The organism is Sphingobium aquiterrae (assembly GCF_037154135.1).
GTDB lineage: Bacteria > Pseudomonadota > Alphaproteobacteria > Sphingomonadales > Sphingomonadaceae > Sphingobium > Sphingobium aquiterrae.
This window is the reverse complement of sequence record NZ_JBANFL010000021.1, coordinates 1-22,849: the sequence shown is the minus strand read 5'-3', so window position 1 is coordinate 22,849 and position 22,849 is coordinate 1. Positions and strand designations below refer to the sequence as shown.

The 22,849-nt window shown below is 60.7% G+C and carries 28 protein-coding genes; 3 read left to right on the top strand and 25 right to left on the bottom strand.

The window, feature by feature from the left end:
- Positions 1–9: 9 nt before the first annotated feature.
- The 3 genes from mobF to WFP78_RS19315 form a co-directional block, all read right to left on the bottom strand.
- Positions 10–3,009 (bottom strand): MobF family relaxase, encoded by a 3,000-nt coding sequence (gene mobF / locus WFP78_RS19325; protein WP_336965923.1) that lies wholly within the window; start codon positions 3,007–3,009, stop codon positions 10–12.
- Complete coding sequence (locus WFP78_RS19320) at positions 3,006–5,144, bottom strand: type IV secretion system DNA-binding domain-containing protein (RefSeq protein ID WP_336965921.1); 2,139 nt, start codon at positions 5,142–5,144, stop codon at positions 3,006–3,008. The genes mobF and WFP78_RS19320 overlap by 4 nt, the downstream gene beginning before the upstream one ends.
- A gap of 106 nt (positions 5,145–5,250) precedes the next feature.
- On the bottom strand, positions 5,251–5,550 hold the full coding sequence (locus WFP78_RS19315; protein ID WP_004211530.1) for a ribbon-helix-helix domain-containing protein: 300 nt from the start codon (positions 5,548–5,550) through the stop codon (positions 5,251–5,253).
- Positions 5,551–6,019: 469 nt separating this feature from the next.
- On the opposite strand from WFP78_RS19315, the gene WFP78_RS19310 reads away from it, so the two are divergent.
- Positions 6,020–6,343 (top strand): hypothetical protein, encoded by a 324-nt coding sequence (locus WFP78_RS19310; protein WP_336965918.1) that lies wholly within the window; start codon positions 6,020–6,022, stop codon positions 6,341–6,343.
- Positions 6,344–6,521: 178 nt separating this feature from the next.
- On the opposite strand, the gene WFP78_RS19305 is transcribed toward WFP78_RS19310, so the two are convergent.
- The 3 genes from WFP78_RS19305 to WFP78_RS19295 form a co-directional block, all read right to left on the bottom strand.
- Positions 6,522–7,580 (bottom strand): SLOG family protein, encoded by a 1,059-nt coding sequence (locus tag WFP78_RS19305; protein ID WP_336965916.1) that lies wholly within the window; start codon positions 7,578–7,580, stop codon positions 6,522–6,524.
- An 82-nt stretch (positions 7,581–7,662) separates the two neighbouring features.
- Entirely contained in the window at positions 7,663–8,133 is a 471-nt protein-coding gene (locus WFP78_RS19300) for a DUF736 domain-containing protein (protein WP_336965914.1), read from the bottom strand.
- Between the two features lie 715 nt (positions 8,134–8,848).
- Entirely contained in the window at positions 8,849–9,049 is a 201-nt protein-coding gene (locus tag WFP78_RS19295; protein ID WP_336965974.1) for a DUF5818 domain-containing protein, read from the bottom strand.
- A gap of 162 nt (positions 9,050–9,211) precedes the next feature.
- Here WFP78_RS19295 and WFP78_RS19290 point away from each other — a divergent pair, with 162 nt between their 5' ends.
- Together WFP78_RS19290 and WFP78_RS19285 are read left to right on the top strand one after the other, a co-directional pair.
- Positions 9,212–9,607, top strand: a complete 396-nt coding sequence (locus WFP78_RS19290) for a hypothetical protein (RefSeq protein ID WP_336965912.1) — start codon at positions 9,212–9,214, stop codon at positions 9,605–9,607.
- Positions 9,608–9,921: 314 nt separating this feature from the next.
- Positions 9,922–10,071 carry a hypothetical protein gene (locus WFP78_RS19285; RefSeq protein ID WP_004211517.1) on the top strand — a complete coding sequence of 50 codons (150 nt, stop codon included), beginning with the start codon at positions 9,922–9,924 and terminating at the stop codon, positions 10,069–10,071.
- A gap of 41 nt (positions 10,072–10,112) precedes the next feature.
- Here WFP78_RS19285 and WFP78_RS19280 read toward each other — a convergent pair whose 3' ends face one another.
- The 19 genes from WFP78_RS19280 to WFP78_RS19190 all read right to left on the bottom strand — a co-directional run bounded on the left by WFP78_RS19280 (position 10,113) and on the right by WFP78_RS19190 (position 22,576).
- Complete coding sequence (locus WFP78_RS19280) at positions 10,113–10,616, bottom strand: hypothetical protein (RefSeq protein WP_336965910.1); 504 nt, start codon at positions 10,614–10,616, stop codon at positions 10,113–10,115.
- A 48-nt stretch (positions 10,617–10,664) separates the two neighbouring features.
- The gene (locus WFP78_RS19275; protein ID WP_336965909.1) at positions 10,665–11,096 is read right to left on the bottom strand and encodes a hypothetical protein; all 432 of its coding nucleotides are present in this window, start codon (positions 11,094–11,096) and stop codon (positions 10,665–10,667) included.
- Between the two features lie 41 nt (positions 11,097–11,137).
- Positions 11,138–11,788: an antitoxin of toxin-antitoxin stability system gene (locus WFP78_RS19270; RefSeq protein ID WP_336965908.1), complete on the bottom strand. Its 651-nt coding sequence runs from the start codon at positions 11,786–11,788 to the stop codon at positions 11,138–11,140.
- 108 nt (positions 11,789–11,896) lie between these two features.
- On the bottom strand, positions 11,897–12,412 hold the full coding sequence (locus tag WFP78_RS19265) for a hypothetical protein (protein ID WP_336965906.1): 516 nt from the start codon (positions 12,410–12,412) through the stop codon (positions 11,897–11,899).
- A gap of 139 nt (positions 12,413–12,551) precedes the next feature.
- On the bottom strand, positions 12,552–13,583 hold the full coding sequence (locus WFP78_RS19260) for a hypothetical protein (protein WP_336965905.1): 1,032 nt from the start codon (positions 13,581–13,583) through the stop codon (positions 12,552–12,554).
- On the bottom strand, positions 13,580–13,909 hold the full coding sequence (locus WFP78_RS19255) for a hypothetical protein (protein ID WP_257010996.1): 330 nt from the start codon (positions 13,907–13,909) through the stop codon (positions 13,580–13,582). Before WFP78_RS19255 ends, WFP78_RS19260 begins: the two co-directional genes overlap by 4 nt.
- On the bottom strand, positions 13,906–14,403 hold the full coding sequence (locus WFP78_RS19250; RefSeq protein ID WP_336965903.1) for a hypothetical protein: 498 nt from the start codon (positions 14,401–14,403) through the stop codon (positions 13,906–13,908). The genes WFP78_RS19255 and WFP78_RS19250 overlap by 4 nt, the downstream gene beginning before the upstream one ends.
- A 115-nt stretch (positions 14,404–14,518) precedes the next feature.
- A complete protein-coding gene (locus tag WFP78_RS19245) occupies positions 14,519–14,707 on the bottom strand; it encodes a hypothetical protein (protein WP_336965901.1) in 189 nt (62 codons plus the stop codon).
- Between the two features lie 73 nt (positions 14,708–14,780).
- A complete protein-coding gene (locus WFP78_RS19240) occupies positions 14,781–14,963 on the bottom strand; it encodes a hypothetical protein (RefSeq protein ID WP_336965900.1) in 183 nt (60 codons plus the stop codon).
- An 11-nt stretch (positions 14,964–14,974) separates the two neighbouring features.
- The gene (locus WFP78_RS19235; RefSeq protein ID WP_004211500.1) at positions 14,975–15,394 is read right to left on the bottom strand and encodes a hypothetical protein; all 420 of its coding nucleotides are present in this window, start codon (positions 15,392–15,394) and stop codon (positions 14,975–14,977) included.
- Between the two features lie 75 nt (positions 15,395–15,469).
- A complete protein-coding gene (locus WFP78_RS19230; protein WP_336965898.1) occupies positions 15,470–17,170 on the bottom strand; it encodes an ATP-binding protein in 1,701 nt (566 codons plus the stop codon).
- Positions 17,171–17,240: 70 nt separating this feature from the next.
- The gene (locus WFP78_RS19225; protein WP_004211498.1) at positions 17,241–17,447 is read right to left on the bottom strand and encodes a hypothetical protein; all 207 of its coding nucleotides are present in this window, start codon (positions 17,445–17,447) and stop codon (positions 17,241–17,243) included.
- Positions 17,435–18,085 carry a methyltransferase type 11 gene (locus tag WFP78_RS19220; protein ID WP_336965895.1) on the bottom strand — a complete coding sequence of 217 codons (651 nt, stop codon included), beginning with the start codon at positions 18,083–18,085 and terminating at the stop codon, positions 17,435–17,437. Before WFP78_RS19220 ends, WFP78_RS19225 begins: the two co-directional genes overlap by 13 nt.
- Entirely contained in the window at positions 18,082–19,569 is a 1,488-nt protein-coding gene (locus tag WFP78_RS19215) for a DUF3560 domain-containing protein (RefSeq protein WP_336965894.1), read from the bottom strand. Before WFP78_RS19215 ends, WFP78_RS19220 begins: the two co-directional genes overlap by 4 nt.
- 151 nt (positions 19,570–19,720) lie before the next feature.
- Positions 19,721–20,200, bottom strand: a complete 480-nt coding sequence (locus WFP78_RS19210) for a hypothetical protein (protein ID WP_336965893.1) — start codon at positions 20,198–20,200, stop codon at positions 19,721–19,723.
- Between the two features lie 122 nt (positions 20,201–20,322).
- Positions 20,323–20,652: a hypothetical protein gene (locus tag WFP78_RS19205; protein ID WP_336965891.1), complete on the bottom strand. Its 330-nt coding sequence runs from the start codon at positions 20,650–20,652 to the stop codon at positions 20,323–20,325.
- 30 nt (positions 20,653–20,682) lie between these two features.
- Positions 20,683–21,144, bottom strand: a complete 462-nt coding sequence (locus tag WFP78_RS19200) for a hypothetical protein (RefSeq protein ID WP_336965889.1) — start codon at positions 21,142–21,144, stop codon at positions 20,683–20,685.
- A 12-nt stretch (positions 21,145–21,156) separates the two neighbouring features.
- Positions 21,157–21,807, bottom strand: a complete 651-nt coding sequence (locus WFP78_RS19195) for a hypothetical protein (protein WP_336965887.1) — start codon at positions 21,805–21,807, stop codon at positions 21,157–21,159.
- A gap of 73 nt (positions 21,808–21,880) precedes the next feature.
- Complete coding sequence (locus WFP78_RS19190) at positions 21,881–22,576, bottom strand: DUF5983 family protein (RefSeq protein ID WP_336965885.1); 696 nt, start codon at positions 22,574–22,576, stop codon at positions 21,881–21,883.
- Positions 22,577–22,849: the final 273 nt, after the last annotated feature.

The window sequence follows — 22,849 nt, the reverse complement described above, 5'->3', positions numbered from 1 at the left end:
GGGTTTCTCCTATCGGTCGTGCCCGCCCCCATGGCCGCCATGGTCATGATCGGATTGAGGTTGAGGCTGTGGCTGGGATTGGGGGACAGGCTCAGGAGCGACGCTGTGCTCTTGCTCTGTCGATGTGCGGGCGCGATCGCGCTCGATCGTACCGCGCAGGAAGCGATCGACCAGCGCGGCACTCTCTTGAGCGCGGCCCGCAAGAATACCACCGATGCCGCGCGGTCCTCGGTCAGCACGCTCTGGTTGCTGGCGTTCGCGCTCTCGTTGTTCACGTTCGGCTTTGCGGGCGTCGCGATCGCGAGCATTCTCCTCGCGGGAGCGATCATGCCTGTCCTTATGACGGGCGCCGCGCTGTCGATGACTATCGAGTTTCAGCCGATTGAGCGCTTCAAGTGACGAGGTTTTTTCGCCTGAATTCGCGGCAAGCTTACTCGCGAGACGAGCGACGTTTTCCGTCCAGAGCTTGACGCCAAATTCGGCTCGCGTGATCGCGGTGTAGTAATTCTGCCCATTGACCAGGCCGGATTCCACCGGTGCGAGGACGTAGACGCGGTCGTAGGTTTTCGATTGGGCGGAATATACCGTTTCGGCATAGCCATGGTCCCAGGTCCGATGCTCCGACAAGTCGACATTCTGGATACGCGCGCCGCGATCCCACCGGATCGTCGCCACGGTTCCCTCGAGTGCCAGGACGGTGCCACGTTCGGCGTTCTTGACCTCGATGTCCTTGTTGACGAGACGCCACTGGATACGGTCGCCCTGTGCGAGCTTGCGTTCCTCGTTTAAGAAGACGTTGACGTGCGCGGCCTTACCAAGTCGCGGATTCCAGTCGATCTGTCGCCCATTCTCATCGACGATGCGTACGACCTGACGACCTTGTCCGTTGCGGCCGATTGAAACAACGCGATATTCGGTGTCACGCGCAATCCCCAGCCCTGCATTGTCCCTTGCGAACTTCAGAACCTGGCCGGCGCTATAGAAGCGCGCGACTTGCTTCTCCTGATCGGACATACCCGCAGGGGTCAGCACTTCGAGCCGGTGATCCTGAGCCGCAACCGCCCCCTCGCGCTTCAACACCTCCCGGATGTGGCTGTTGACGATCAGCCTCGTGGCGTTATCGAGAACCAGGATGTTGGTGCCGGCGCGGGTAGATGGCTTGAGATGCGTCCACTCGGCCACCATGTCCTTGGCGAGCTTCTCAGCGCTCTCCGCGGTCGTCACGCGGTCGAGGCTGGCGAGCGATGCGGCGTAGTCCCCTTTCCGCGCGAGAGTGACCGCCTCCTTCATCTCATCGGTTTTTTGCCGGATGGACTCGGTCAGGTGACTGGTCGGGAGACCCAGGCGCTGCATCAGCCAGAATGCCTTGCCCTGCTCGATCGCCCCTGTTTGCTTATTGTCACCAAGAAAGATCAGGCGGGCGCCGGTCGCCCTGCTGATCTCCAGCATGCGCAGAGCCTGGCGGTTGGAAAGCTGGCCTGCCTCGTCAAGGGCCAGGATGTGCTTGTCGGTAATGCCATATCCGCCGCTTGCCAAAAGCGAGGCCACGGTCCGGGATTCGATGCCGGCCTTTCCCCCCAGGTCGGCTGCTGCAGAGGAGGTTGGCGCCAGCGCGATGGTGATATGATCGGAACGTGTTGCCTCGACAAGGCCGCGCACCAGGGTCGACTTACCCGCGCCTCCCACGCCGTGGACTGCGACAAGCCGATTCCGCCCGGTGCCGATGGCTTCCAGCGCCTCGGTTTGCGCCCGGGTCAAGCCGATCGCGCTCGCCGCCTCGGCCAGACGCTCCCGAGTGGCAGCAGGCGACACGTCACCCATGGCGAGCGAGAGATGCTCGGATAGAGCCAATTCGAGCTTTGCCGTGCGCCGCGAGGTACGTCCTCGTGGGAGCGGCTGATCACCGGTCTGGCGCACCGTCTTAAGGAGCTTGTGACTTTCCTCCTGTGCTTCGAACAGCGGACGTATGTCTGCGAACCGAACTTCGCCGACATGGGACGCGAGTGCGGTCCGATAGAGGCGGCCGATATTGTTGACCGCCTCGCGCGTCTCGCTTTGTCGGATCCCAAACAGGGTCGCGCGGCGGGCGACATTAGGGTTGATCGCGATCGTTCTTTCGCCGCGCGCTTCGGCATCCGCGAGAACCTGGTCGAGAGGTTCACGATAAGGCTCGGCGCGTGAGCGCCATTGCGTACGAAGCTCTTCGAGCCCGATCTTCTCCTTGGCCTTGCGCGTCGCAAAGAAAGAGACGCGGCGCATGGCCTGTCCCTCGTAGCCGTGTTCGGCGGCATGGACGTTGATCTGTTCGGCGCGCTGCGAATAGTCACGGATAAGCTGGCCGGGTATACCCTCGACCTCGAACAGGCCCTTGCGCGGATCGAACACAACCTCGTGCCCCAACTCGCGCACGTCACGGGCTATCTCGTTGCGATATATTTGGCCCATGACGATCTGCTCGGCATACATCGAGCGCGTCTCAAGGCTCGACATCCGGTCGCCATTGAGATGATTGGTCATATTGAGAACGACGACATGGGTATGCAGATGAGGGTCGCCCTCGCGGCTCGCATGTTCTGTGAAGCGCGCGAACAGCAGCCGGCCTGTCGTCTCATGGACGATCTCGCCCTCTACCCGGCGGCGGAGTTCGGCATGTTCTTCGGCATAGGCAAGCGCGACCCCGACCGCTCGCTCGTGCGCGGCGAGAATCCGCTCGTCGCCGGTCACCAGCGCCAGGATCGAAATCGACTTGGGCGCGCTGATGGTGAAGTCCCAGCCGGGATGATGCTGGATGCCTTCCTTGCGACGGCGACCGAGCTGCTGGTCACCCACCTTGCCGGCGAGAAGCTCTTCGAACTGCTTGGGATCGACCCGACCCGACAGACCCAGGTCGGCGGCGATGCGTCCGCCCCATTCGGATGGTTCGTCCCCGCCCTTGGTATAGTAATCCCCGATCGTGTAATATCGGCTGATGTTGGCGGCGGTCCCTTTGAGACGGCGGGGATGGATCATGCCGGTTTCGCCTGCTCGCGAGCGCCGTCGGCGCGGTCATGGCTGGCGAGTGCAACCCGAACGCTGCCCCGAGACGCGCCGAGCAAAGTGACCGGCGTCGCGGTCATCGGCTCGCTGTCGGGGTCCATGTCGCCAGTTGCGAAGTCACCATTGCTATCCGGGACATCGGGTACCGCCGGTCCAAGAGCTTCCACTCCTTCCGCTTCATCTTCGGACGTCTGCGGTTCGATAGGTTCAGTCGTGGGTGGGGTTTTCTCCTTGCCGAACAAGTCGCCCTGGGTGGGAGGAGCCGAGGACGGGGAGGAGGATGGCGGCGGCGTGTTGCCCCCTGCCCGTGCCTGCTCTGCGGCCGCCTGTGCCGCGTGACGGGCGGCGCGGGCCTGGGTGATGATGGTCTTGCCCTGGGGGAGGCGTTTCGGGGCTTCGGTGCGTTCGATGAAAGCCTGAGCGACCGTGGGCAGCGCGTTATAGCGATCGGTGAACCGCACCACCGGCAGGTTCCGGCCGAACCGGAGATAGCCGGAAAAGTTGGGAAGGTTGGTGACCTCCGTGTGCATCACCAGCGGGCGGGTCACCTGCATCCGCGAGAGGTTCACCCCATCACGCATATCGTTCACGCCATAGGACATACCCTCGTTGGCCTCGACCTGTTCGACCTGGCCGAGATTTTCCGAGACATGTTTGGCGGTGGTGGTGTCGTTTGCCCGTAGTGCCACCCAGGTGGAGCAATAGCCGGTGATAGCGGCCGCATCCTGAATTCCGTAGGTGGCTTCGAGTTGCGGATAGGACTGAAATCCGAGAACGCCGCAGCCCCCATATTTGCGCGCACGAGCCAGAAAGTCGGAAAGGCTGGGAAGTTTCTGGAGGGTCGGCAGCTCGTCGATGACGCAGTAAAGACGCCGGTCGCGATCGGGGGTGAGGCTCATGATCGCGCTGATCGCGATGTCGAGCCAGACCGTGATGAGGGGACGGAGCGAGGGAAGCTGGTCGGCCTTTACGGTGATGAAGAGCCAGCTGTCGTCTTCCTCATTCTCCACCCAACGCCGGATCGAGAAGCCATCTTCGGTATCGTCAAGATAGGAGAAGCTGCGCATGACCGAGGCAAGCTCAGCCTGGATGCCCGCCGACGTGCGCTCCCCTTCCGTGGAAATGAAAGCGGCCGCATCGGTCCCCTTCACAAAGGCGGCGAGGTCGGTGAGCGGAGAACGAAGCACCCGATCGAGCAGGACCGAGATCAGGGTGTGCTGCTGCCGCGCGAGCTTCCGCAGAACCGCGACCAGCGTACCCCTCGCCGCTTTGCTCCAGAACGGATCACCATGCTTGTCGGGGATCGTGGATTCCGCGATCTGGTCGTAATGATATTCCTTGGGGACATCGACCCAGGGACTCCAAATGGCGGTGCGCTCATCGAGCGGGTTCAACAATATGTCGCGTCCCGGTCGATAGAATTTCTCCACGAAGGACCCGGCTGTGTCATAGACGATGGCACGCTTGCCCTGTTTGCGGATCCCCGCGAGCATGGTGATGATGGCGTTGGTCTTGCCCGTTCCCGGCGCACCGACCAGCAGGATATGTTCGGGTTCGAAAGCATCCGGCACGGCGACGCCGCCGATGGCGAGGCATCCCTTTTTCTGACGCCAGAGTGCCCGGCGGACCTGCGCCACGGTTCCGAAGCGGGCGCCGCGCAGATACTCGTTGGACCCGAGGCCTTTCCCGGTTCGGGTGAAATAGAACCAGGCCCAGGCCAGGGCCGCGAGGGCGAACAAGCCCGCAAGCAGCGCCCCGTGGATGAGATCGGTTTCGAGCTTGAGGAGCGCCTGCTTGACCACGCCGGACTCCAGCAGCGCATCGGCCGAGGTCCAGTATTGGCGCCCTTCCGGAGTGCGAAACAGCACGGGGTCGTTCGTGCCCGGAGCGGCATCAACTTTGAAAGTTGCCTCGACCAGTTTGACCAGGACGAAGCGCTGATACTCGTTCGACTTCTCGAAGGCATACCAGCCGGTGCCGATCACCCAAAGAGCCAGCCCGGCAAGAAAGGTCTGGAAGAAGACCTGGGTGGTCATCCGGACATTGTGGACGATGGCCTGGCCGCCGCGGGTCCAGCTTCCCAGCGTGTCATTGCGGAAGATGCTCATCGAACGGCCCTCCCCCAACGGGGACTGACCGCGGATCGCGATGTGCCGTGGTGGGGGGAATAGCGGAGCGCCCGGACCATGACGGCGGGGGATTGCGCACCCGCGATCATGGCAGTTCCCCCGGTGCCAGCAGGCCCTTTTCGTGGAGCAGCGCACGGGCATCGGCCATGCCTTGCTCAAGCGTCTCGGGTGAGCGCTTCCGCACCGCCGCCGCGACGATCGACATCGTCTGCAGGACACCGGCGAGGATCTCGTCCTGCGAGGTGAAGACATAGCCCGCACGGCTATCGGCGGCATGCTCGAGTGCGGGTCTGACGAGTTCGGAGACAGTGACGCCGACGCGCCGCGCACGGCGGCTTAGACGGTCGAGCAGCTCGTCCTCGATACGGATGGTGATACGCGCCAAGGCGGTAGCTCCTGATGGAGCTTCGCCAGGGCGGTCTTGAAGCGCCTGGCAGTATAGCCGGCCTTGAAGGAAAGCTCAAGAAAATCAGCCTGTCTGACGCGTCAGACAGTGCAAGGGCGCGGTAATGCTGGGATTTTTGGCGGTCCGATATTGCGGCGTCACAGGTGTCCGACACATAATGTCGATTTTGTCCGACACGTCAGACAGAATAACCAATTGTTTTTACTGGGGTTTCCGGCCTCAGCACCCGTGCGTACGGTGCATTACAAACCGCGAAGCGCGTGCGTCGCTTGCCCGCAGCGACGGCGTCGCTGCGTCTGCTCCTCCGCTGCCGGGCGCACCCTTGGCGGCTGGGTCGATGTGGGGGGATTTTGCCGCGCATGGCGGCGGGGTCGCTTGTGGCGTCGGTGCGCCTGTGCGACAAGGATCGCGTGACGAGCGGGCCAGCCTTGAGAGAAGGAAACTGGTCATGCCGAAGATGTCGGAACGCGATAGGCTCGCCGATCTGGTCGAGCGGGAAAAGAAGATAGCGGGTGAGATTGTCGCAGCGCGCCAGAAGCTGCGCGATCGCTATGCGGGCATAGTGACGGCGCTGCCGGTCGAGCAACTGAGCGAGCGCGAATTTAGGGACGTGCTGGGCCATGTGCTGCGGCTGGGTGGTGCTGCTGCATTGGGGGCGTTGAAGGGGGCGACGTTACCGTCTGATGCTGCCCGTCCGGGGAAAGCGCCAACCGCGCCACTGTCCGAAAAGAGGGATGGCAGCGCAACGCCAGGTCCGTCCGTGGGGGCATGAGCCTGTCGGCCTGCTCCCTTTTTTTTCTTCCCCTCGCCGCCGCGCCGTCAGGCGCGGCGGCGTCCGGCGGCACGAAAAAAGGCCGACGCGCGAAAGCGCGCCAGCCTTGGGGGGTTGGCGGGTCTGCTGTGGTGATGGATAGCGCGGCGTTTTGGGGGAAGCGCCGCGCTATCGTGTATCAGGCGGCGCGGCGCGCTCGCCTGAATGTGTCTTGCGGTTGCCCGAAACTATCCTCCGCCCGATAGGTGTCGATGCTGTTCGAGCGCTGGGGCTTGGGCTTATCCTTCGGCCATGCGAAGGCGTGAATGGGAACGCCCTGTTTCCGCATGGTCTGATAAAGATTGGCTTGGATGCCTGAACCTTCACACAAGACGGCTTCCACCGGCTCAAGCTCGGCCAGCTTCTTGTTACGGGTGAAGGCCGGTTTCTTGCCGCCCCCATAAAGGCCGTAGGCGACCACGGGGACGCCTTCCCGTGCGGCCCATGCTGCTGCGATGGCGTCCGCCCCCTTGCGCTGTCCGGTGGTGACAAGCGTCATATGCGGGATGCGGGCTTTGATTTCGCTTAACTTGGCCCAAAGCGGTTCCCATTCATCCCAGATGGCGGGACCGGAGAAGATGACAACGGGGCCTTGCGGCTGGTGCTTCTCGCGCTTGGCAAGGGCGCGCTCTCGCAGGAAGTCCAGCGCGCTGATATAGCTTGCGGTCGTGACGGATGACGCCTTGCTGCCTTTGGTCGGCCCCCATGCGCGACGCCAGCAAGCGCGATACATGGCGGCGGCATAGTCGCGCATTGCCTCGATGGCGGCGCGCTGTTCGGCAAGCGACTGGCATTGCAACTGGGCGTCTTCCAGTTCCTTGTTGAAGACTTCGCCCGACTCCATGTTGCGCGCCATTTCGCGGATTTTATCGGCTAGACGGTCCTCCCGCCGTTCCTGTGTTCCGGCGACGAAATGAAAGCTGTTCACGATCCCCCAAGCAATATCGGGGGCCAGCGGGCTAAGCCGGGTGTCGTCCAGTAGCAGGAAAAGGGACGTAATGAGTTCGCCGCAAACCTTCTGCGCGGCGAAGGGTTCGGGCATATCATGCTCGCCCGGCTGGTCTCCATATTCGATGATGGAAAGCGGGATAGGATCGCCAAACGACGCTTCAAATTCTGGGGTTGCGGTTTCCTCGGCGTAAAGTTCCGAAAGGTCCGCGAATGTGTTAACGACTTTCTTAGCTGATTGCTTGCTCATGGGTGTGACTCCTGATGCTCGATGATCGGTCAGGGTCCGGGGAAGCGTTCCACCGCTCCCCCGGCCCGTCTTGGCCTAGCGCCTAGAACGCGACTTCATCGTCCAGTTCGGCGGCGTTGTTTTCGCGCGTCAGTCCGCCGTTCTCGTCGGCGGTGCTGCCTCCGAAACCATATTCGCCGCCGTTTCCGGGATTGCCATTATCGCGGGAGGTGCGGACGGCGGGGCCGAAGTCATCGCGGCGTTCGGGCCTGCGCCATGCGACGCGATAGCCTTCCTCGACCGACCCAAAAAGCGCGATGGGCAAGGGTTCGGCCATGCTGGGATCGTCGATATTGCCTTGCAGGAAGATTTCGCCGGTCTTCTTGGCGACGGCTTCCCAAAGTGCGCCGACCTGCACCCAGCGATTGCCGTTGAAAGCGACAACTTCATAATTGGGCGCGAGTTCGTTCTGGCTCTCGACTTCACGCAATCCAAGTTTCGCCATGTCGATTGTGCGGGTTGCAATCCAGCCGATGATGCGGCCATTCTTCAAACCAAATTCACCGATATTCATTGCCTATACTCCAAGAAAATCGCTTCCGGGGACAATCCCCATCCGCACAATTACTTTACCCCCTCCCCCTTTTTTCCGATACATCATTGTTTTCTTGACAGATTTTCATCGTGTCTGGTGAGCCTGAGCCAAAAATTCGGACGCGGTAGCGGCCAATCAAAGAAAAGCATGGCGAAGCCATTCCTTATTGATCGACGGAGGGTGAGACGGTGCCTGTCTTTCATCGCATCCGGAGCCGCCTTCGCCGGGGCTCAAGGGCCGCGGGTGGTCCGGGGATGCAAGGGACGTCGCGCTGCGGTCTTTAGAAGTTCTTGGAGATAAGGGGCCTGCCGACACCTTTGAAACAGGCAGTTTCGTCGGCAGGCCCCTTATCTCCTAGAACTTCTTGACCGGAGGCAGCCCTTGTATCCCCGGACCACCCGTGGCACGCCGAGACACTGCGGAGGTGGCTTTGGATGCGATGAAAGACCTCACCCGACGGTGATTGCGGACCGAGGCGCCCCGCCGAGGGCCGCAGCAACGCTGCCCCAAGCCGGACGCTTACGGATATGCAGGGCTTTGACGCTTGCTCGCGAAAGGGATCGTTACTGCGTCAGCAGCCAAGACCCTGAAGGGGGCTTGGTCGGAGCGAAGCGGAGATAGAGCCCGGTGCCCGCCCCTGGCGGGCATTCGCCCTACCCGGTTGCTCTGGCTTCTGTTGCAAGGGAGCAATCGGTCAGCTGGCCGGTCCCGCCCAAAGCAATTCGAGAAGGTTCACACCGCGCTTATAGGCCTCGACGATCACGGCTTGGTCCACCAGGGCGGCATAGGCCTCGGCACCCTCAATCCGCCAGACATGACCATCCTCCGCTTCCAGAAGAAAGCCACGCTCATTGGTATGCAACACGCCGCGCAGACGCAGGGGAACGACCGTCATGGTCACACTGCGATCCTGCTGGTGCAACGAGGCGCCCTTGCGGACGATACAGGAAAGAGCTGGAAACAGAGATTCGTAGTCATGCCATATCATGGACGATGGATTTCAGAGTTGCAATTCTGTTCTCTATATGTTTCAATGCGATCAGAAAGGATATTCCCCATGATCGACGATTTTCTTGCCGGTTTCGATTTCAACTTGCCCCTGATCGATGCCGTCAATGATCCCGATCTGCCGGACATGCGCAGCGAGATTGCAGCGCTGGCCCTAGGGGAAGGTCTCGACAGCGGATATTATGAAACCCAAGAACTGGCCGAGACCTTTCTGGAGGCGGCCCGCGAAGCCAATGCGGGTATCAGCGATCCGAACAGTCCGGCGCGCGAACGTCTGGCCGGGGTTCTCGACCGGGATGCTCCTTATCAGCGCCGGCTGTTTGACGCGGTGTCCCTGTTGCCGCTCGCCGATGCCGCAAGTCATCTTGTATGGCTGGCGGGCGTGATGCAGGGCCGCGCCGATATGTATCGGCCAGTGGTTGGTGCGCGCCAGTCCACCCGCTGAGGTGGTCCACCAGGCGAACATCTGAATTCCGGTCGCCCCTCGTGACAATCCCATGAAGCGGTTGGCAGTAGATACCAATCGGGTTAGAGGGTTGGTGTTCGCCGGTGGCGGGCCGGAGCGTCGAAACTCCGTAGGAATAGAGTCGGCTGCAAGGCTTTTGCGGCCGGATGGCCTGTGTGTATGTCCAGGCTGTTCGGCTAAAGATGCAGGCGCGCGCGTCTATTCTCGCGTTTCGACCGTCCGGCTCAGGGGCCGGCATCCTTCTTATGGAGGATGCCCGCCGACTGAGCCGGAATTTACGGAGGGAAACGGTCATGACAAAGGAAGTGTCGGGGCTGGAAAAGGCGATCGAGTTGATGGAGGAGGCACTCGCTATCCTCGTTGACCCGGAAGATCAGGTTGTGGCGATGCGGTTGTCGCATGCACTGGATCTGGCAAAAGAGCGGCTGCTGGAAACATCCTGAACCGCAGCCAGTGCAATTTGGCAGCGTGAATGCGTGCCCTGCTATGCTCGCCCAATTACCCCGGACAGCGAGGGGACGGTTCGCACACTCGCCAAATCTCCGAACACCGCGATATGCGCCTTTAGCATCGACTGGAGGGCATCCCGGTCCTGAAAGGCTTCCATCGAATAGGCACCGCGTGCCAGAGCACTCGGATCGGTGTCGAACAGCCCCGTAAAGTTCCGCGGCCAGTGGCACAGCAGGATCCATGGCCAGCCCGGTTCCGGAGGCGCGAACTCAAAGAAACCGATTGCGCCCGCTTCGCGCTGGCTGGGCCTTCGATCGAGAAGGTCAGGCGGTCGCAGGGCCACACGGTCCGCAGCAAGGAAGGCTTCGAACTCGGCGAGTTCCTCATTAGCTTCGACTATCACGATATAATAGCGACCAAGCGCAAGGCCTGCCCCGGCAAGATTTTGCGGAATGTCGATGACCATCACCGAGGGGGCAGTGATCAATGGCATGGCATAAAACCGCCGTTGGGCGGCCAATTCATCTGACAAGCGCATGGCGGATATCCTGATGATGGGCTGCTGCGCAATCAAGGTCGATCGCGATCATAGCATCGGGTTGAGGGGAAGATCACTGGGCGGATCCGGCCGGCGCCAGATATGCATCGTGCTGTCGGCGTGGATGGCGGCAAGCCCATTGGCATCCAGCTCGACCTGAACGCAGCAGACAAGATCGCCGGTCTCCCTGACGACGGGCCGCTCGTAGATGTAGAGGTCGAACAGGGCCCGCCCTTCCTTCAGCGCGTGACGCTCACGGATGCGCGACCAGGGGAATGTTGTGTTGAGGTCGGTGTCTGCCCAATCGGGGTCATCGCTGATCGCGAGGACATTGAGGGCAGCATCGCCCGTTACAAGACTGACGCGTTCGGCGATCTCGATCGCGAACCGGGCGGCGGAACTATCACGGCGGGCAATGCGCTCTGCCACCTCGCGTATTTGCCGGATATCGCTGGCGGACAATCGGATGGTCCCGGTCATTGTCCCTCCTCCTTTCATGGCTGATCGCACCACGGAACGGGCTATTCGAGACAGACTGAGCGACGCCCGGTAGCGGTAAACCTGTAATCGTTGGCGCAAATGTCGCTATCGATCGCTTCGTCTGAACTGAGATACTCATATTCGCAGCGAAGGCGGTCATAGAGCCAGCAGGCGAGATCACGCAGCGCTTGTGCGATTGTTTCTTCGGTATCTGCCGACACGTCCTGGCAGGGACCATCCCGTTCAACGGAAATCGTCATGCTGTATTCGTGATAGTAGCGGCCGCGATGAGAGACATTGGCGCTGAGCTGATAAAAATTGCGCCGCTGCACATCCCGCAGCACATCGGCGATACGGTGAAGCTCGGTGCTCAGGGGCGCGTGTTCGCGAATGTGACGGTGTGCGCCCTTCGCATAGGAATATACCGCCTCGTAGGAGGCGCCATCGCCCTGGTTCCAAAAGCCTGTGAAGTAGATACGCGGCTCGCTGCGTGTCCTGCCCCCGTAGAGGCGCACTATATTGGTCTTGAGGCTGATCCCGAGGATGTCGCAGACCTGTTCAAAATCGTCGAACGCAGCATCATGCCATTCATAATCGAGACCGTTTTCACGATACCAGTTCCGGGCAGTTTCCTTCGCGCGTTCTTCCAGTTCCGCGAGGCGATACGTGGCGATTTCCATGATTTCGGGCATGGCCTTGATCCTTGCAATGCATGCGATGGCGCAGACGCCCGTGCGGCAGGGCCGCACAGCGCGAGGCTCCGTTGGGGGCTTCAGCCAATTCAGCTGGTAGGCGAAACGTCAGCTGGCGAGGCGGGATTTCAGGAAGTCTGTCCGCTCGGTATCGGTCGCCAGAGTGATGAAGCGTCCTTGGGCGTGGAGATAGACGACAACATAGCGCCGGCGTTCGCACAGCCGCCGGATGTTGGCGCGACTGCCCTGGCTGGTTCCATCCCAGATAACGAAGCCTGCCCCGGCAAGGCTGGCCATCTCCTTGTCCTTGGCGCTGTGGAACGCGCGCGTCCACGTAGGAGCATCGGCTCGCACTCGCTTCACCGGCCATCCCCCGATATTGTGCCGGGGCTTCGTTCCCCCGCAAAAGACCGTCACATCGCGCGCGCCATAGTCGAAAATGCACCGCTGGATGGCCGCGTCCGCACCATGGGCATCGCCGATCAGAACCGGGAGTTCACGCTCTACGATGATTTGAAGTCGCTGCTTTACGCGATCGGGAAGCTGTTGGATGGAAAGCGAGCCAGAGACGAAGACCGGAGACGTTCGCGGCGCATCGGGCGGTGGGTTGTTAGCCTTGAGCATGACAAGAGAACTCCGAAGTGAACCACCACTCCCCTTCCCTCCTTCCTCCATTTCGAGAGAAGCCTGTTGGCATGCAGGCAGGCGTCCGCTTTCTCGATACGCCGACGCCGTTCCAACGGAAGCCGACCGTTACCGACACTCAGGCTGCGGCCGCCAAGGGCACGCCTGATATGGCCCGGGCATCATTCGCATTGTCGGATTTGCGAAGCTGGGCGGCGCGGATACGAAAGTGTGATCGAGCGGCCTCGCTGCGTCGAACGCGAAACGCTTCGTCAACGACGTCATTGACCCTTGCCCATTGGTTCCATGCAAAGTTCCGCCCCAGGCCGACCGTCGTGTTCGAACTTGGAAAGCGGTCTGCATTGCTCACAAGCTCTTCCCAGGTGGCTCCGAATTCGATCTCGTCAAAACGGCTATGGCGTCCCGTGAGGGCATTGCGCTCAAGCAGGAGGGCTCGGTCGAGAAGATCCGGGTGATGTGCGGCCAGCCAGTATAGCTCCCAAATTTTCGAGGCAGGACAGAAAAAACACGCAGATTTAATAGGAACATAAGAAGAACCTAGAACCTGCTTGATGATATCAATGCAATCCTCGCGTATCCAGCCAAGAAGTTGCAGCGGATAGGAGAAATCAAAATCAGCATCCGCATTGAGCAACTTCTGGGATCGTCTCATGTCGGCGCGCCCACAATCATAGCCGATCAGTTTGACGATCCGTTGCCCTGTACGCTGGGCCTCTTCCCACACGGGGTGCGGTAACCGGGCATTCGGCCCCGAGCGCGCACCCTTGATGAATTGGTCCTGTGGTGTCTGTTTATATTTTTGGGAACATGTCTTTTTGCCAAAAGCCAGAGATGGCAAGGTCTCATTCGCAATACAATTTCCATAAAGATCGTCGTAGCTTGTCGAGGCGAGCGTGACTTTCCGGCAGATGTCGATCGGTGGCCAACCCCATGATGCCAGGACCGCGTTCATTCGTACAAGGTGAACGAGGGTTTCCGGTTTTTCGCCGCCGACATCGGCAAATGTGATAATCTGGGGCCGGATACCCGCCAGATAGAGCGCAATGAGCATTGCGGTGGAATCCACGCCGGCACCGAAACAGACGGCGAGCAGACGCCCTTCAAGGGAGCGCAGACGATGGGCCCATGCGGGCGGGCGAGCGACAATCACGTCTGGTTCCGCACATCGCCATGAATGATCTTGAAACCAGCGGCGGCAAGTTCGTCGCACAATGCTCGCTTGCGGTCCGCCCGGTCCCCCGATTTCGCGATGTAAGAGCAGCGGCCATGATGGAATTCGAAGCCCGCTCGTTTGAGGCACCCCCGGAAACGCTGGTGCGTACGCTCGCTCCACGCGAAGGTGCCTGCATAGTTGCGAAAGGCGGCAACCGCGTAGACCGAACCATAGTTCTCGTCGCGCCAGCGCAGTTCTATCTCTGGCGGCGACCGCCGCACGTCCTCCGAAGGTGGCACGTGCGTTCCATTGGGGCCGGTCATTGCTCTGCTTCCGGCGGCTGTGACGCATCGTTCGCTGCCCAATGGAGGAGGTCATCACCCTCCGCCTCGCAGGCCTCGCAGAATGTGCATTCATGTACGTCGACCAGCACCCATCCGCGGGTGATCTGGCTCCATCGGACGCAGGCATCGCGCACGACGCGATCACTTCCGCATCGAGAGCAGACAGGCTTGACGTCGGGCGGGTTCTCCTTCGGCTGCGGCGGGGTGAGCACATAATAGCGTTCGCCCGACGACAGGATGGTCCAGTCTTCAGACAGGCGAAGAGCCACAAGCCCGTAGAGATATTGTTTACCGAGAGAGTCCCAGCCTTCGGTAGCGGCTACAAGCGTCAGGGTCAGGCACGTTTCATCATGGGCCTCGAGAACCTCGACGTTCACATGGAGGTCTTCGCTGGATTTGTAGAAGCCGTAGCGATGCGTCGCGCGCAGCAACGGGTCGGGCAGAGTCTGCCCGTTGTCGGTCTTTCTGGACATGGTAGGATTCCTTATCGGTGAGACGCGCAGAGTGTCTCCACGCTCAGCGGGCGGTCTAAGTGAGGTGCGCGCTTACGGCCCGCCGAGTGGTGCCGGCGGGTTGGTTGCTGGAAGGTCAGGCCACACGGACGAGCAGGTGTTCGTCGTCTGCCGGCATGGTTTCGGAGACGCGGAACGGCTGGAGCGGATTGTCGGTCCGAACGACGAACTGGTTGCGGCCGGTCGCCTTTCGGAGCTGGACTGCGCAGGCGTACGCATGCTCGAACCGGCAAAGCTTGTTTCTGAGGGCAGACAATGAGGTCATGATGTCCTCCATCTAAGATATGGTGGGGATGCGGCGGGATGATGGGACCGGGGAGACGGATCGGAACGGTGCCCTATTCCGATGCGATTTCCTCGCCATTGGCGGGGGCGACCGGAACGCCGATGCAGTCTATGACGTGGCGTGCGGATTTCTCCCAACCGGCCTGGTCCAGAACGTCCGCTGCATCCAGTCTGGCAGCGTCCAGGTCCCCCTGGGTGGAAGCAAGCGCCATTCGGCGCAGGGCGCGGAGGGCCATATGCATTTCGATCATAGGGTCACGGCTTCCACGGTGATGCGAAACGCCGTGCCATCGTCGAGCACGAGATAGATTTGTGTTGCCCCCTCGACGTCACAACTGGCGATGCTGTCGATATTCGCGCTGGTGCCATGAACCTCGGAGATCACATGGGGCGGACGATCGTCAGCGGCCTCACCACCTTCGTCAATTTTGCCAATATGGGTTTCGACCAGTTCCGAAATCATTCCGGCGATCGTGCAGGCCCGCGTACCATTGCCTTCATCAACATCGATAATGTCGCGCAGAATTCCGGTCAGAGCATCGTTGATCGAGACGAGCAGGCCGCTGCGTGCGCTGTCGCCCAAAGGCTCCAGATATTTGTCGGGTATGAGGTTGTTGACCGCATGGGTCGCATCATCGACCAGCGTGTCGAATTGATCGTTATTCATAGGTGCATCCTTGGCAGGCACGACCAGGCGCGGCGTACAGGACGCCGGCCCGGTCATGGTTCGATGAAGCGTGGATTATTCGGCAGCGACTACTGCGGGTGCGTCGTCATTGTCCGCAAAAGCGGCTTCGACCTGATAGTTGACGGCGCGCACGGTGATCGCCCGGTCCTTGGGGATCAACCAGGAAACATGTTGACGCATTGCCTCGTGGACACGCTGGATGATCGCGGTATCTTCGCCAAGCAGCAGCAGATTGGCGGTAAAGCGCGCCTGCATTTCGAAGGCAGCCTGCTGCGTTTCGTAACTGTCGGTGTCGCAATCGTCACTGGCGTAAAAACAGGCGCGTTCGAGAAGGGATGCGAGGTCCCCAGGCTCGATTGTGCAGTCGGGCGTGAGCAGGATGGCGACCTCTTCGAGATCGGTCCAGCAATCGCCGGGAACGATCAGGAGATCGGCGGGCAATGCGATAACCTCCGCGGGTTCGTCGGAGCTGCCCGCTTCCTGCACGGCGATCTCGAGGGTGATCGCGTCGACCGGGCCGGACGTCACGCCCTGCGGTAGCTGCACATCCGCAGCATAGTCGAAGATATCACCGTTACCCTGTTGGACCCGAAAGGACCAACCCAGCACACGCGGCAGTGCGTCATACCAGCTGTATCCCACGAACTCGGGGACGGGATCGACGGGCGTTGCACCGAGCAACGGCTTTGAAGCAATGGCGCGGCCGACACACTGCTCGATATAGGGCTCGTCCGTCGGCATAAGGATCATTCGCCCACCCGCCACCCGGTCACCCAGAAGAGCATTGTCCGTTTCTGCGGTGCGTGGCACCCATCGCGAAAGCCAGGGTGCTGCTTCGGGCAGGGATACGCCCAGGGCCTTCGCTCGCAGCCAATGGGCATGAGAGAGCCGGTGGTGGCCCTCGCGGGCGACAGTGCGGTAGATTGCCTCCTCGCAGGCATCATGCAGCGCATTGAACGCAGCATTTTGCACGACCTCCTTGCGAGCCGGCAGCACGAGTTGAAGCGTAGGTGCGTCAACGATATCGACCTTGGCACACCAGCCAAGACCACCATCCGCATCTTGAACATGCGGCAACCGGCACGGCACTGTCAAACCATGAAAGTTCATTCGAACCAGTTCGCGTGGCAGATCATGTTTGGCGTCGAAGATGCCGATGCGGCAGCCGTTCCATTCCTCGACCCGAACCGCATCGCGAAGGAAGTCTTCATGGGGCATCCGGTTCCCGCAGAAATAGATGGGAACAGGGCAAAAGCGTGCGGCATTTTTCACTGCCTGTTCGAGAGCGCTGGCCCAGCTTGCGGGCAGATCGATCTCGATTTCGGTGCCCTTGGCGATCGAGGAAGGAACAAGATCGAGCAGTTTGCCGCTTTCCCACGCATCGGGCGTGATCGTGACCTGCCAGGCCGCCGAGAGTTCTGCGGCATAGGAACGCACGGTGACGTTGCGACCAGCGAGGCTGAATACGCCCATCCCGGCTGGGTCTTCGGACCGGGCGATGCTCTCGCTCCATCCGGAATCACCGAGCGTCAGAAATTTGGTTGGATCGGAAATTCCGCGCCCATCGTCACGAATATATAGTATAGGAGTGTCGCTCGCCCCACCTCTGGAAATATCGATTCGGGTCGCGCCGGCACGCCTGCTATTCTGGATGGTTTCAGTCAGAACATCCTGAACACTTCCATTGAAAAATCTTCCGATTTTCGTGAGAAGGGACTGACCGACCATAGTGTGAATGGTGCTGGGAAATGTCATTTGAGCCTCTGGGATTGCCGCGACACCTATGTCGCCCCCCTCTCCTCCCCCTTCCCTCATGCACATCGGTTCAGCCCGTCTCTGCGATCACGCTCGTGACGTTCTGCACCCATATGGACGAGTCCTCATCGGTCAGCCCTTCATTGGCGCGATAATGTTCGACCGCATCACGGATCGAGCGAGCGATATAGTCGAGATCGGTCTGCGTCGGTGTCGGAGGCTCATCGGCGAACGATCCGATCTTGAGCTGGATCGAGAACGAAATCAGTGTGTCCATTTGTCGATGCTCCCGGTCTTATCGCGATGCAGGGTTGCCCCTGTCCGAATGCGAATGATCTTGGTCCGCACTCTCGCCGTCGCGAAGGTATCGTCGGTGAGATGTTCAAGCGTTTCCATGCCGACGGTCTCGAAGGTGACAGGCACCAGCGCAACAAGCGTCGGGGCCTCCAAATGCCCATGCGGTCCCATCAGGTCGAGGGCTGCGGCTATATGTCTGCGAACCTGACTGAAGGGCGGATTCATGATGACGCGCGCGAATTCCACCTTCCCTCGAACCTCCGCCGAATATTCGAGGAAACAGCGATTGATCACGGTTCCAAATTGGTAGAGCGGCGCCAGAAGCTTGGTATGGCGCTCGACCTGCACGAGCTCGCACGGGCTGTGCCCGCTTTCGATCAGGGCACGGGAGAGGCTGCCCGTCCCGGCGCTCGGCTCCAGGGTGAGATAGTCGCCGACCTCGCCGAGATAGCGCACCATGCGTGCCGCGACCTCTGGCGGCGTCACATGACATTCCGTGAATTTATCGATGGCGATGATCTCGGGCGTGGACGCGATTTCAACCTTCGCAAAATCGCTCCGAGCCTTCACGGCGATACGCAGCGGCTTGTCGGGGCGCGTGTAAACGCTGCGCTTCATGCTCCGACCTCCTCTTCAATCGCTACCCGGCGCGCTTCCGCTTCGAGGGTATCGAGGTCGATCGGCAGGGGTTTGCTAGGCTTGTCGCTGAGGACAACCACCGCATCGGGCTTGTAGAATTCACCGCCGATCGTTGAGACCCGGATGCGGGCGACCGGTTCGCCGGACCGCACACGCACATGTTTCTGCCACTCCATGCGTATGCGGCTGCCATCCGCCGCGATTTCCACTGTCTTGAAAGGGGCATAATCTCCCTTTGAATTGGCGGAATAGGTGGCCTGCGTCGTCGAATACACCTCCGCGGACTTGGCGGTGTGCCCCTTGCCCCTGCAGGAGGCAGCCATGCGCAGATTCCAGATCGTCTGGAGACGCTCGGCCTGCTCCCGCGATGGGTTGACCAACGGCATCCCTTCCGGCTTGGCCGAGACACGGCGCGCCTTTTTCCCAGGCACGATGTAGCCGACCGCCTGCATGAGATCGCGCCACCCGTCGTCGTTCAGCACGAGCATGGTTTCCGATGCGATATGCGCCGGAAGCGGGACCGGGCTCTCGAGCTGGAAATATCCTGGATCGGTTGCGGTGCATTTCGGGCTCTCGGCCCCATGTTCGCGGGTGAAGGCCTGGATGATGACTGGCGTGAGATCCCCGTCATAACGGGGCACATCGCCCAGCATGGAGCGCTCGAAGGCCAGTCGGTTCAAAACATGCTCGATCCAGCGTCGGCGCGTGGGACCGTAAGCCGCGCGGGATGCACCATTGATGCACATTTGCCTGGCGTCAGCCGGCGCGATCTCGCCTTTATGGACCTTGTGGTAGAGATCATAGTTCGACCATGTTTCGCGGGCATCCATGTTGCCGAGCGCGTGGCGTATCTGCTCATCGGTCGTGAGCTTTTCCCAGATCGCCAGCGCCGCATATGCCGCGTTGATTCCGCGCTGCAGATCGCGCAGTTCCACCAACAGGGTTTTGATCCGGTTGGCGCGGACACGCGGATCGCCTTTCATGTTGGCGAAATGCTCCACATCGCTGGCGCGACCGAGCCAGTAGTTTGCGGCCTTTTCGGCTTTGACGGCGGCGGTCGAGGCTGAATGCATCCGTTCCTGCGTCTTGCGCGCCTGACGCTCGCTGTGATGGCCGACAAGAATAGGTTGCCCCCCATAGAATGCCTGTGAAAGTTCGTCGGCGCGGCGTGCGAAGGCGTTGGCTTGACGGTGCCGCTTGTGTGCCAGCTCATCGAGTCTTTCGGCCTTGACGGCTGCACGCTCGGCAAGTGTCATCTCTTCCGCATCGATTTCACCGGCCAGTTCGACGGCCAGGTCCTCACGCGCCGGGGTCCACTTGGGAGCAACGAAAAGTTCCTGCCGCGGCGCCCATTTGAAGCCTGCTTCCTTGACCCGCGCATAGGTTTCGGGGTCGAGGCGTGACGATGCGTAGATGCGGATCTTGTTATCCTCAGGGCTGTAGGTTGCGGTGAAGCTGGTCATGGAACATCCTTTCGATGCCCCTGCCCTGTGCGCAGGGGACAGGTGATGCGCGACACCGAGGTGGGATCGGTGCCTGAGATGGGTCGGTGGGTTCAGGGAGTGCCGGACGACGAAAACGGGTCCAAACGAGGCTCCAGGGCCTCAATGGCGATCAGGAAAGTCGTATCGCCTTCTCGGCAGGGGTTTCGATATGGACATAGCGCTTCCCGCCACTGCGACGTTTGCGAATGCGGCCGTCCGCAAATGCGTCGGCCCAGCGCCTCGCTTCGGCTGCGCGAGCGCCATCGGCGCATTCGTCGGCCTGTTCAAAAATCGCATAAGCCAGAGCGTATTGCTCGCGCTCCGGAAGGCTGAGAAGTGCCGCAGCAATCGGTAACGCACTCTCGTAAAACTCGATCGCGAAGCGACCGCGTCCGTGATGCATCAAGATGGCCATTCGGCCCTTGCTGCCGATACCGGTCGGTCGTGCTATCCTGACATCGTGCGATGCATAGGTGATCGACACCTTCGAGCCTTCGGGTTCATCGCGCCGAAATACGCGATCGTCTCGGGAGGGAAGCGGATGGGCGAGAACCTCATAGGCATCAAAGTTTTCGACCTTGCGGATGTGATTGTGTCCGATAACGCTCATATGCACAATTCTCCTTCGCCCGTTCCGCAGTGCGGCCGGAGCGGTTGGGTGGTTGTCTGACAGGCTGTGTCGGTTGCGCGGCCTCCCCGGATCGCAATGTGGATCAGGGAAACGGACCTCGCCTATTGATTGGCGGAGTTCTGCTTGATGGCCGGATGGCCGGGTTCGGACCAGTCGATGTGGCGGACAATCCAGCCAGGCACGAAATCCCAATCGAAACTCATGAGATAATCGTCGGCAATCTTGGTCCAGGCCGCGTCGACAGCATCGGTCCACCCAATAACGATCATTCGCATGGTGGCGGTGCCGGCCGCCTCAAAGGAGGCGCGAATATGTAGTGCAAGCTCCATAGTGTCGGGATTGCCGACCGGATTGTCCCGCAGGTCCAGCACGGCTTCCCAGAGGCAGGCCGCGGTTTCGAGCGCCAGGGCGGGAGCGGAAGTCTCAGGCATGGAGGAATTCCTTTCAGGTCCTGGGCGATGTCATGCCGCGCGCCGATCGCAATCCTGGCGGAGACCAAGATCGAAGGCGGTCAGGATATCGAAGATCGGTCCGAGGCGATCATATGCTCCGGTCAGATCGTCAATATCCGTCATGGTACAGGCATCACCCGGATCATGATCGAGCGTGAAGACCGGGCGGAGAAAGTCGGCGGTCATTTCCGGGAAGATGATCCGCACGATCAGTGTCTCGATGCGCCTTGCGAGCGCGCCGAGCCGTAGTCCCAAAGCGTCGCGCGCTGCGGAGTTCAGTTCAAAATAGCGATCCGGCGCGATAACCGGAGCGATGCGAAGGCAGGGAACACGACCGGCAACGGCAGGCGCCTTGATGACGCAGACCCGCTTGCGCCGCACCTCGTCGATGGCGTCGGCGGAAACGAGAGCGCGATATTCATAGTGGGGCAGCGTCCCCGCGATGCGGGAACGGGTGACAATGATTTCCATGGCGGGTCTCCCTCAGGCAACCAGTCGGCTTGCGGCGGCATCCGATTGGGGAAGATGCAGTTCGCGGCGGATGCGCGTGGCAAATCGCGCCGGTTGAAGGACCAGATCGTGAACTGAAGCCCAGTGGTTGCGATCGCCGACATAGTCTTTGCGGCCGGTGACCTTGCGGAACATCACCTCGCGGCCTGCGCCCATGCAACCGAGACTGAGCTGGACGTAGATATTTTCACCGTGAAGCGTGACCTCGCCCGAGACGGCGACACCCCCGCGTTGCGACGTTAGGGAGTAGCTATCCTCGGCGAGGCCCAGTGCGTCGGCAAGCGCCCGCAACGCCTTCCTACCGTCCGAATGGAATAGCTTCTTGGCGCGCTCGTCATAGGCGACACCTTTGTGGGCCAACGCGATCAGGGCAGGCTTGCGCCGAAGATCGGCGATAGCATCCATGCAGGAACGACGCAGTTCGATGTTGGGACGATCGATCTGGCTGGCGATGGCACCAAGATGGCGCGCGAGCAGAATTACCGCGGGATCGCTCTCATGAGCACATCCCGCATTTCGGCAGTCCTCAATGGCGGCGTTGAGCGCGTAGAGGGAGTTGGGCAGCGTGGTCAGTGCCGAGGGATCCAGAGCCTGCTGGTGTCGAAAGGCTATGTCGTAGGACATGGGGATTTCTCCTGAGGACCGAGCGCATCTTCACGCTCACCTCAACCCCTCCCCCTTTTCTCCAAGCAGACGGTCACCACTCAAAACATGGAAGCCGATCCGAAGCGGGGGCATCACGGTCCAGGACCAGGTAGCTGCAACCTTTGTTTTGCGCGAATGCCAGGACATCAAGAAGATCGCCCGGGAGTTCCGCCTCATTATCAATCGAAGACGGGAGGGTGGCGATAAACCAGCCATAATGGGTATCAGCGATACTGATGGGGCGATCAGAGGGATCGCGCGTCAGCCATTCGTCGAGCCTCAGCGTCGTTGGCCATGAAATATGGGATGAGGATAAGGCTAGATAGTTGCCCATCTCAAGCTTGTCGGCATCATAGCCAAGGTCGGGATCGACCCATTCCATATGACTGACAAGACGGTCTTCCGGATGGCGATTGAAATAATCCCGCACCACGATCGCCGGATCGAGCTGCGCGGGATCGCGGTCTTCATTGATCTCACTCCATTGCGATCGGCAATAGACCGCGACTTGGGCCAGCAGCCCCTCATGACTGACCGCAGCGACGAGGCTGGTTCCCTGCCCATGGCCGATCAGCGCGACATGGATCGGAATGGACCAGGGGACCGGAGTCTGGCTGATCCTTGAAATGGCGACGTCGAGATCCGCTATGATCGCCGCAACGTCGCTCGATCCATTTGCATGAGGTGCTAGCGCTGCTTTAGCCTGTGCCAGCAACGCAAGGTGTTCGGACCGGATGTGATCTGCCATGGGAATATCCTTGCCGGTTAAGAGTGCAGTGGGTTTGGGATGATCGTTCCGCGATCACGAAGCATCGGTGTCGGGAATGCGCGCGGGTGCGTAGAAACCTGCTTGCGGCGGAAGAGATGCCGAGCGGTGACGTGCGAGACGGAATCCCTGAAGCCGATCAGCGGTGACGTGCGTCCTTGAGAGCAAGCAGGGTTCCGATGCGCGGCGACTGACAGGATGCGAGCGTAGCGACAATCAAGATGAGAATCGGTTGTTGGGGTGTCGGTGAAGGGC

What these genes read in the sequence shown, in the direction of transcription:
- WFP78_RS19205 (WP_336965891.1), bottom strand. Translation starts at nt 20,652, where the DNA reads ATGCCTGAGACTTCCGCTCCCGCCCTGGCGCTCGAAACCGCGGCCTGC.
- WFP78_RS19285 (WP_004211517.1), top strand. Translation starts at nt 9,922, where the DNA reads ATGACAAAGGAAGTGTCGGGGCTGGAAAAGGCGATCGAGTTGATGGAG.
- WFP78_RS19245 (WP_336965901.1), bottom strand. Translation starts at nt 14,707, where the DNA reads ATGACCTCATTGTCTGCCCTCAGAAACAAGCTTTGCCGGTTCGAGCAT.
- WFP78_RS19280 (WP_336965910.1), bottom strand. Translation starts at nt 10,616, where the DNA reads ATGCGCTTGTCAGATGAATTGGCCGCCCAACGGCGGTTTTATGCCATG.
- WFP78_RS19220 (WP_336965895.1), bottom strand. Translation starts at nt 18,085, where the DNA reads ATGAAGCGCAGCGTTTACACGCGCCCCGACAAGCCGCTGCGTATCGCC.
- WFP78_RS19265 (WP_336965906.1), bottom strand. Translation starts at nt 12,412, where the DNA reads ATGCTCAAGGCTAACAACCCACCGCCCGATGCGCCGCGAACGTCTCCG.
- WFP78_RS19275 (WP_336965909.1), bottom strand. Translation starts at nt 11,096, where the DNA reads ATGACCGGGACCATCCGATTGTCCGCCAGCGATATCCGGCAAATACGC.
- WFP78_RS19210 (WP_336965893.1), bottom strand. Translation starts at nt 20,200, where the DNA reads ATGAGCGTTATCGGACACAATCACATCCGCAAGGTCGAAAACTTTGAT.
- WFP78_RS19310 (WP_336965918.1), top strand. Translation starts at nt 6,020, where the DNA reads ATGCCGAAGATGTCGGAACGCGATAGGCTCGCCGATCTGGTCGAGCGG.
- WFP78_RS19230 (WP_336965898.1), bottom strand. Translation starts at nt 17,170, where the DNA reads ATGACATTTCCCAGCACCATTCACACTATGGTCGGTCAGTCCCTTCTC.
- WFP78_RS19270 (WP_336965908.1), bottom strand. Translation starts at nt 11,788, where the DNA reads ATGCCCGAAATCATGGAAATCGCCACGTATCGCCTCGCGGAACTGGAA.
- WFP78_RS19190 (WP_336965885.1), bottom strand. Translation starts at nt 22,576, where the DNA reads ATGGCAGATCACATCCGGTCCGAACACCTTGCGTTGCTGGCACAGGCT.
- WFP78_RS19320 (WP_336965921.1), bottom strand. Translation starts at nt 5,144, where the DNA reads ATGAGCATCTTCCGCAATGACACGCTGGGAAGCTGGACCCGCGGCGGC.
- WFP78_RS19200 (WP_336965889.1), bottom strand. Translation starts at nt 21,144, where the DNA reads ATGGAAATCATTGTCACCCGTTCCCGCATCGCGGGGACGCTGCCCCAC.
- WFP78_RS19240 (WP_336965900.1), bottom strand. Translation starts at nt 14,963, where the DNA reads ATGGCCCTCCGCGCCCTGCGCCGAATGGCGCTTGCTTCCACCCAGGGG.
- mobF (WP_336965923.1), bottom strand. Translation starts at nt 3,009, where the DNA reads ATGATCCATCCCCGCCGTCTCAAAGGGACCGCCGCCAACATCAGCCGA.
- WFP78_RS19295 (WP_336965974.1), bottom strand. Translation starts at nt 9,049, where the DNA reads ATGACGGTCGTTCCCCTGCGTCTGCGCGGCGTGTTGCATACCAATGAG.
- WFP78_RS19195 (WP_336965887.1), bottom strand. Translation starts at nt 21,807, where the DNA reads ATGTCCTACGACATAGCCTTTCGACACCAGCAGGCTCTGGATCCCTCG.
- WFP78_RS19290 (WP_336965912.1), top strand. Translation starts at nt 9,212, where the DNA reads ATGATCGACGATTTTCTTGCCGGTTTCGATTTCAACTTGCCCCTGATC.
- WFP78_RS19250 (WP_336965903.1), bottom strand. Translation starts at nt 14,403, where the DNA reads ATGTCCAGAAAGACCGACAACGGGCAGACTCTGCCCGACCCGTTGCTG.
- WFP78_RS19215 (WP_336965894.1), bottom strand. Translation starts at nt 19,569, where the DNA reads ATGACCAGCTTCACCGCAACCTACAGCCCTGAGGATAACAAGATCCGC.
- WFP78_RS19300 (WP_336965914.1), bottom strand. Translation starts at nt 8,133, where the DNA reads ATGAATATCGGTGAATTTGGTTTGAAGAATGGCCGCATCATCGGCTGG.
- WFP78_RS19235 (WP_004211500.1), bottom strand. Translation starts at nt 15,394, where the DNA reads ATGAATAACGATCAATTCGACACGCTGGTCGATGATGCGACCCATGCG.
- WFP78_RS19305 (WP_336965916.1), bottom strand. Translation starts at nt 7,580, where the DNA reads ATGAGCAAGCAATCAGCTAAGAAAGTCGTTAACACATTCGCGGACCTT.
- WFP78_RS19255 (WP_257010996.1), bottom strand. Translation starts at nt 13,909, where the DNA reads ATGACCGGCCCCAATGGAACGCACGTGCCACCTTCGGAGGACGTGCGG.
- WFP78_RS19225 (WP_004211498.1), bottom strand. Translation starts at nt 17,447, where the DNA reads ATGGACACACTGATTTCGTTCTCGATCCAGCTCAAGATCGGATCGTTC.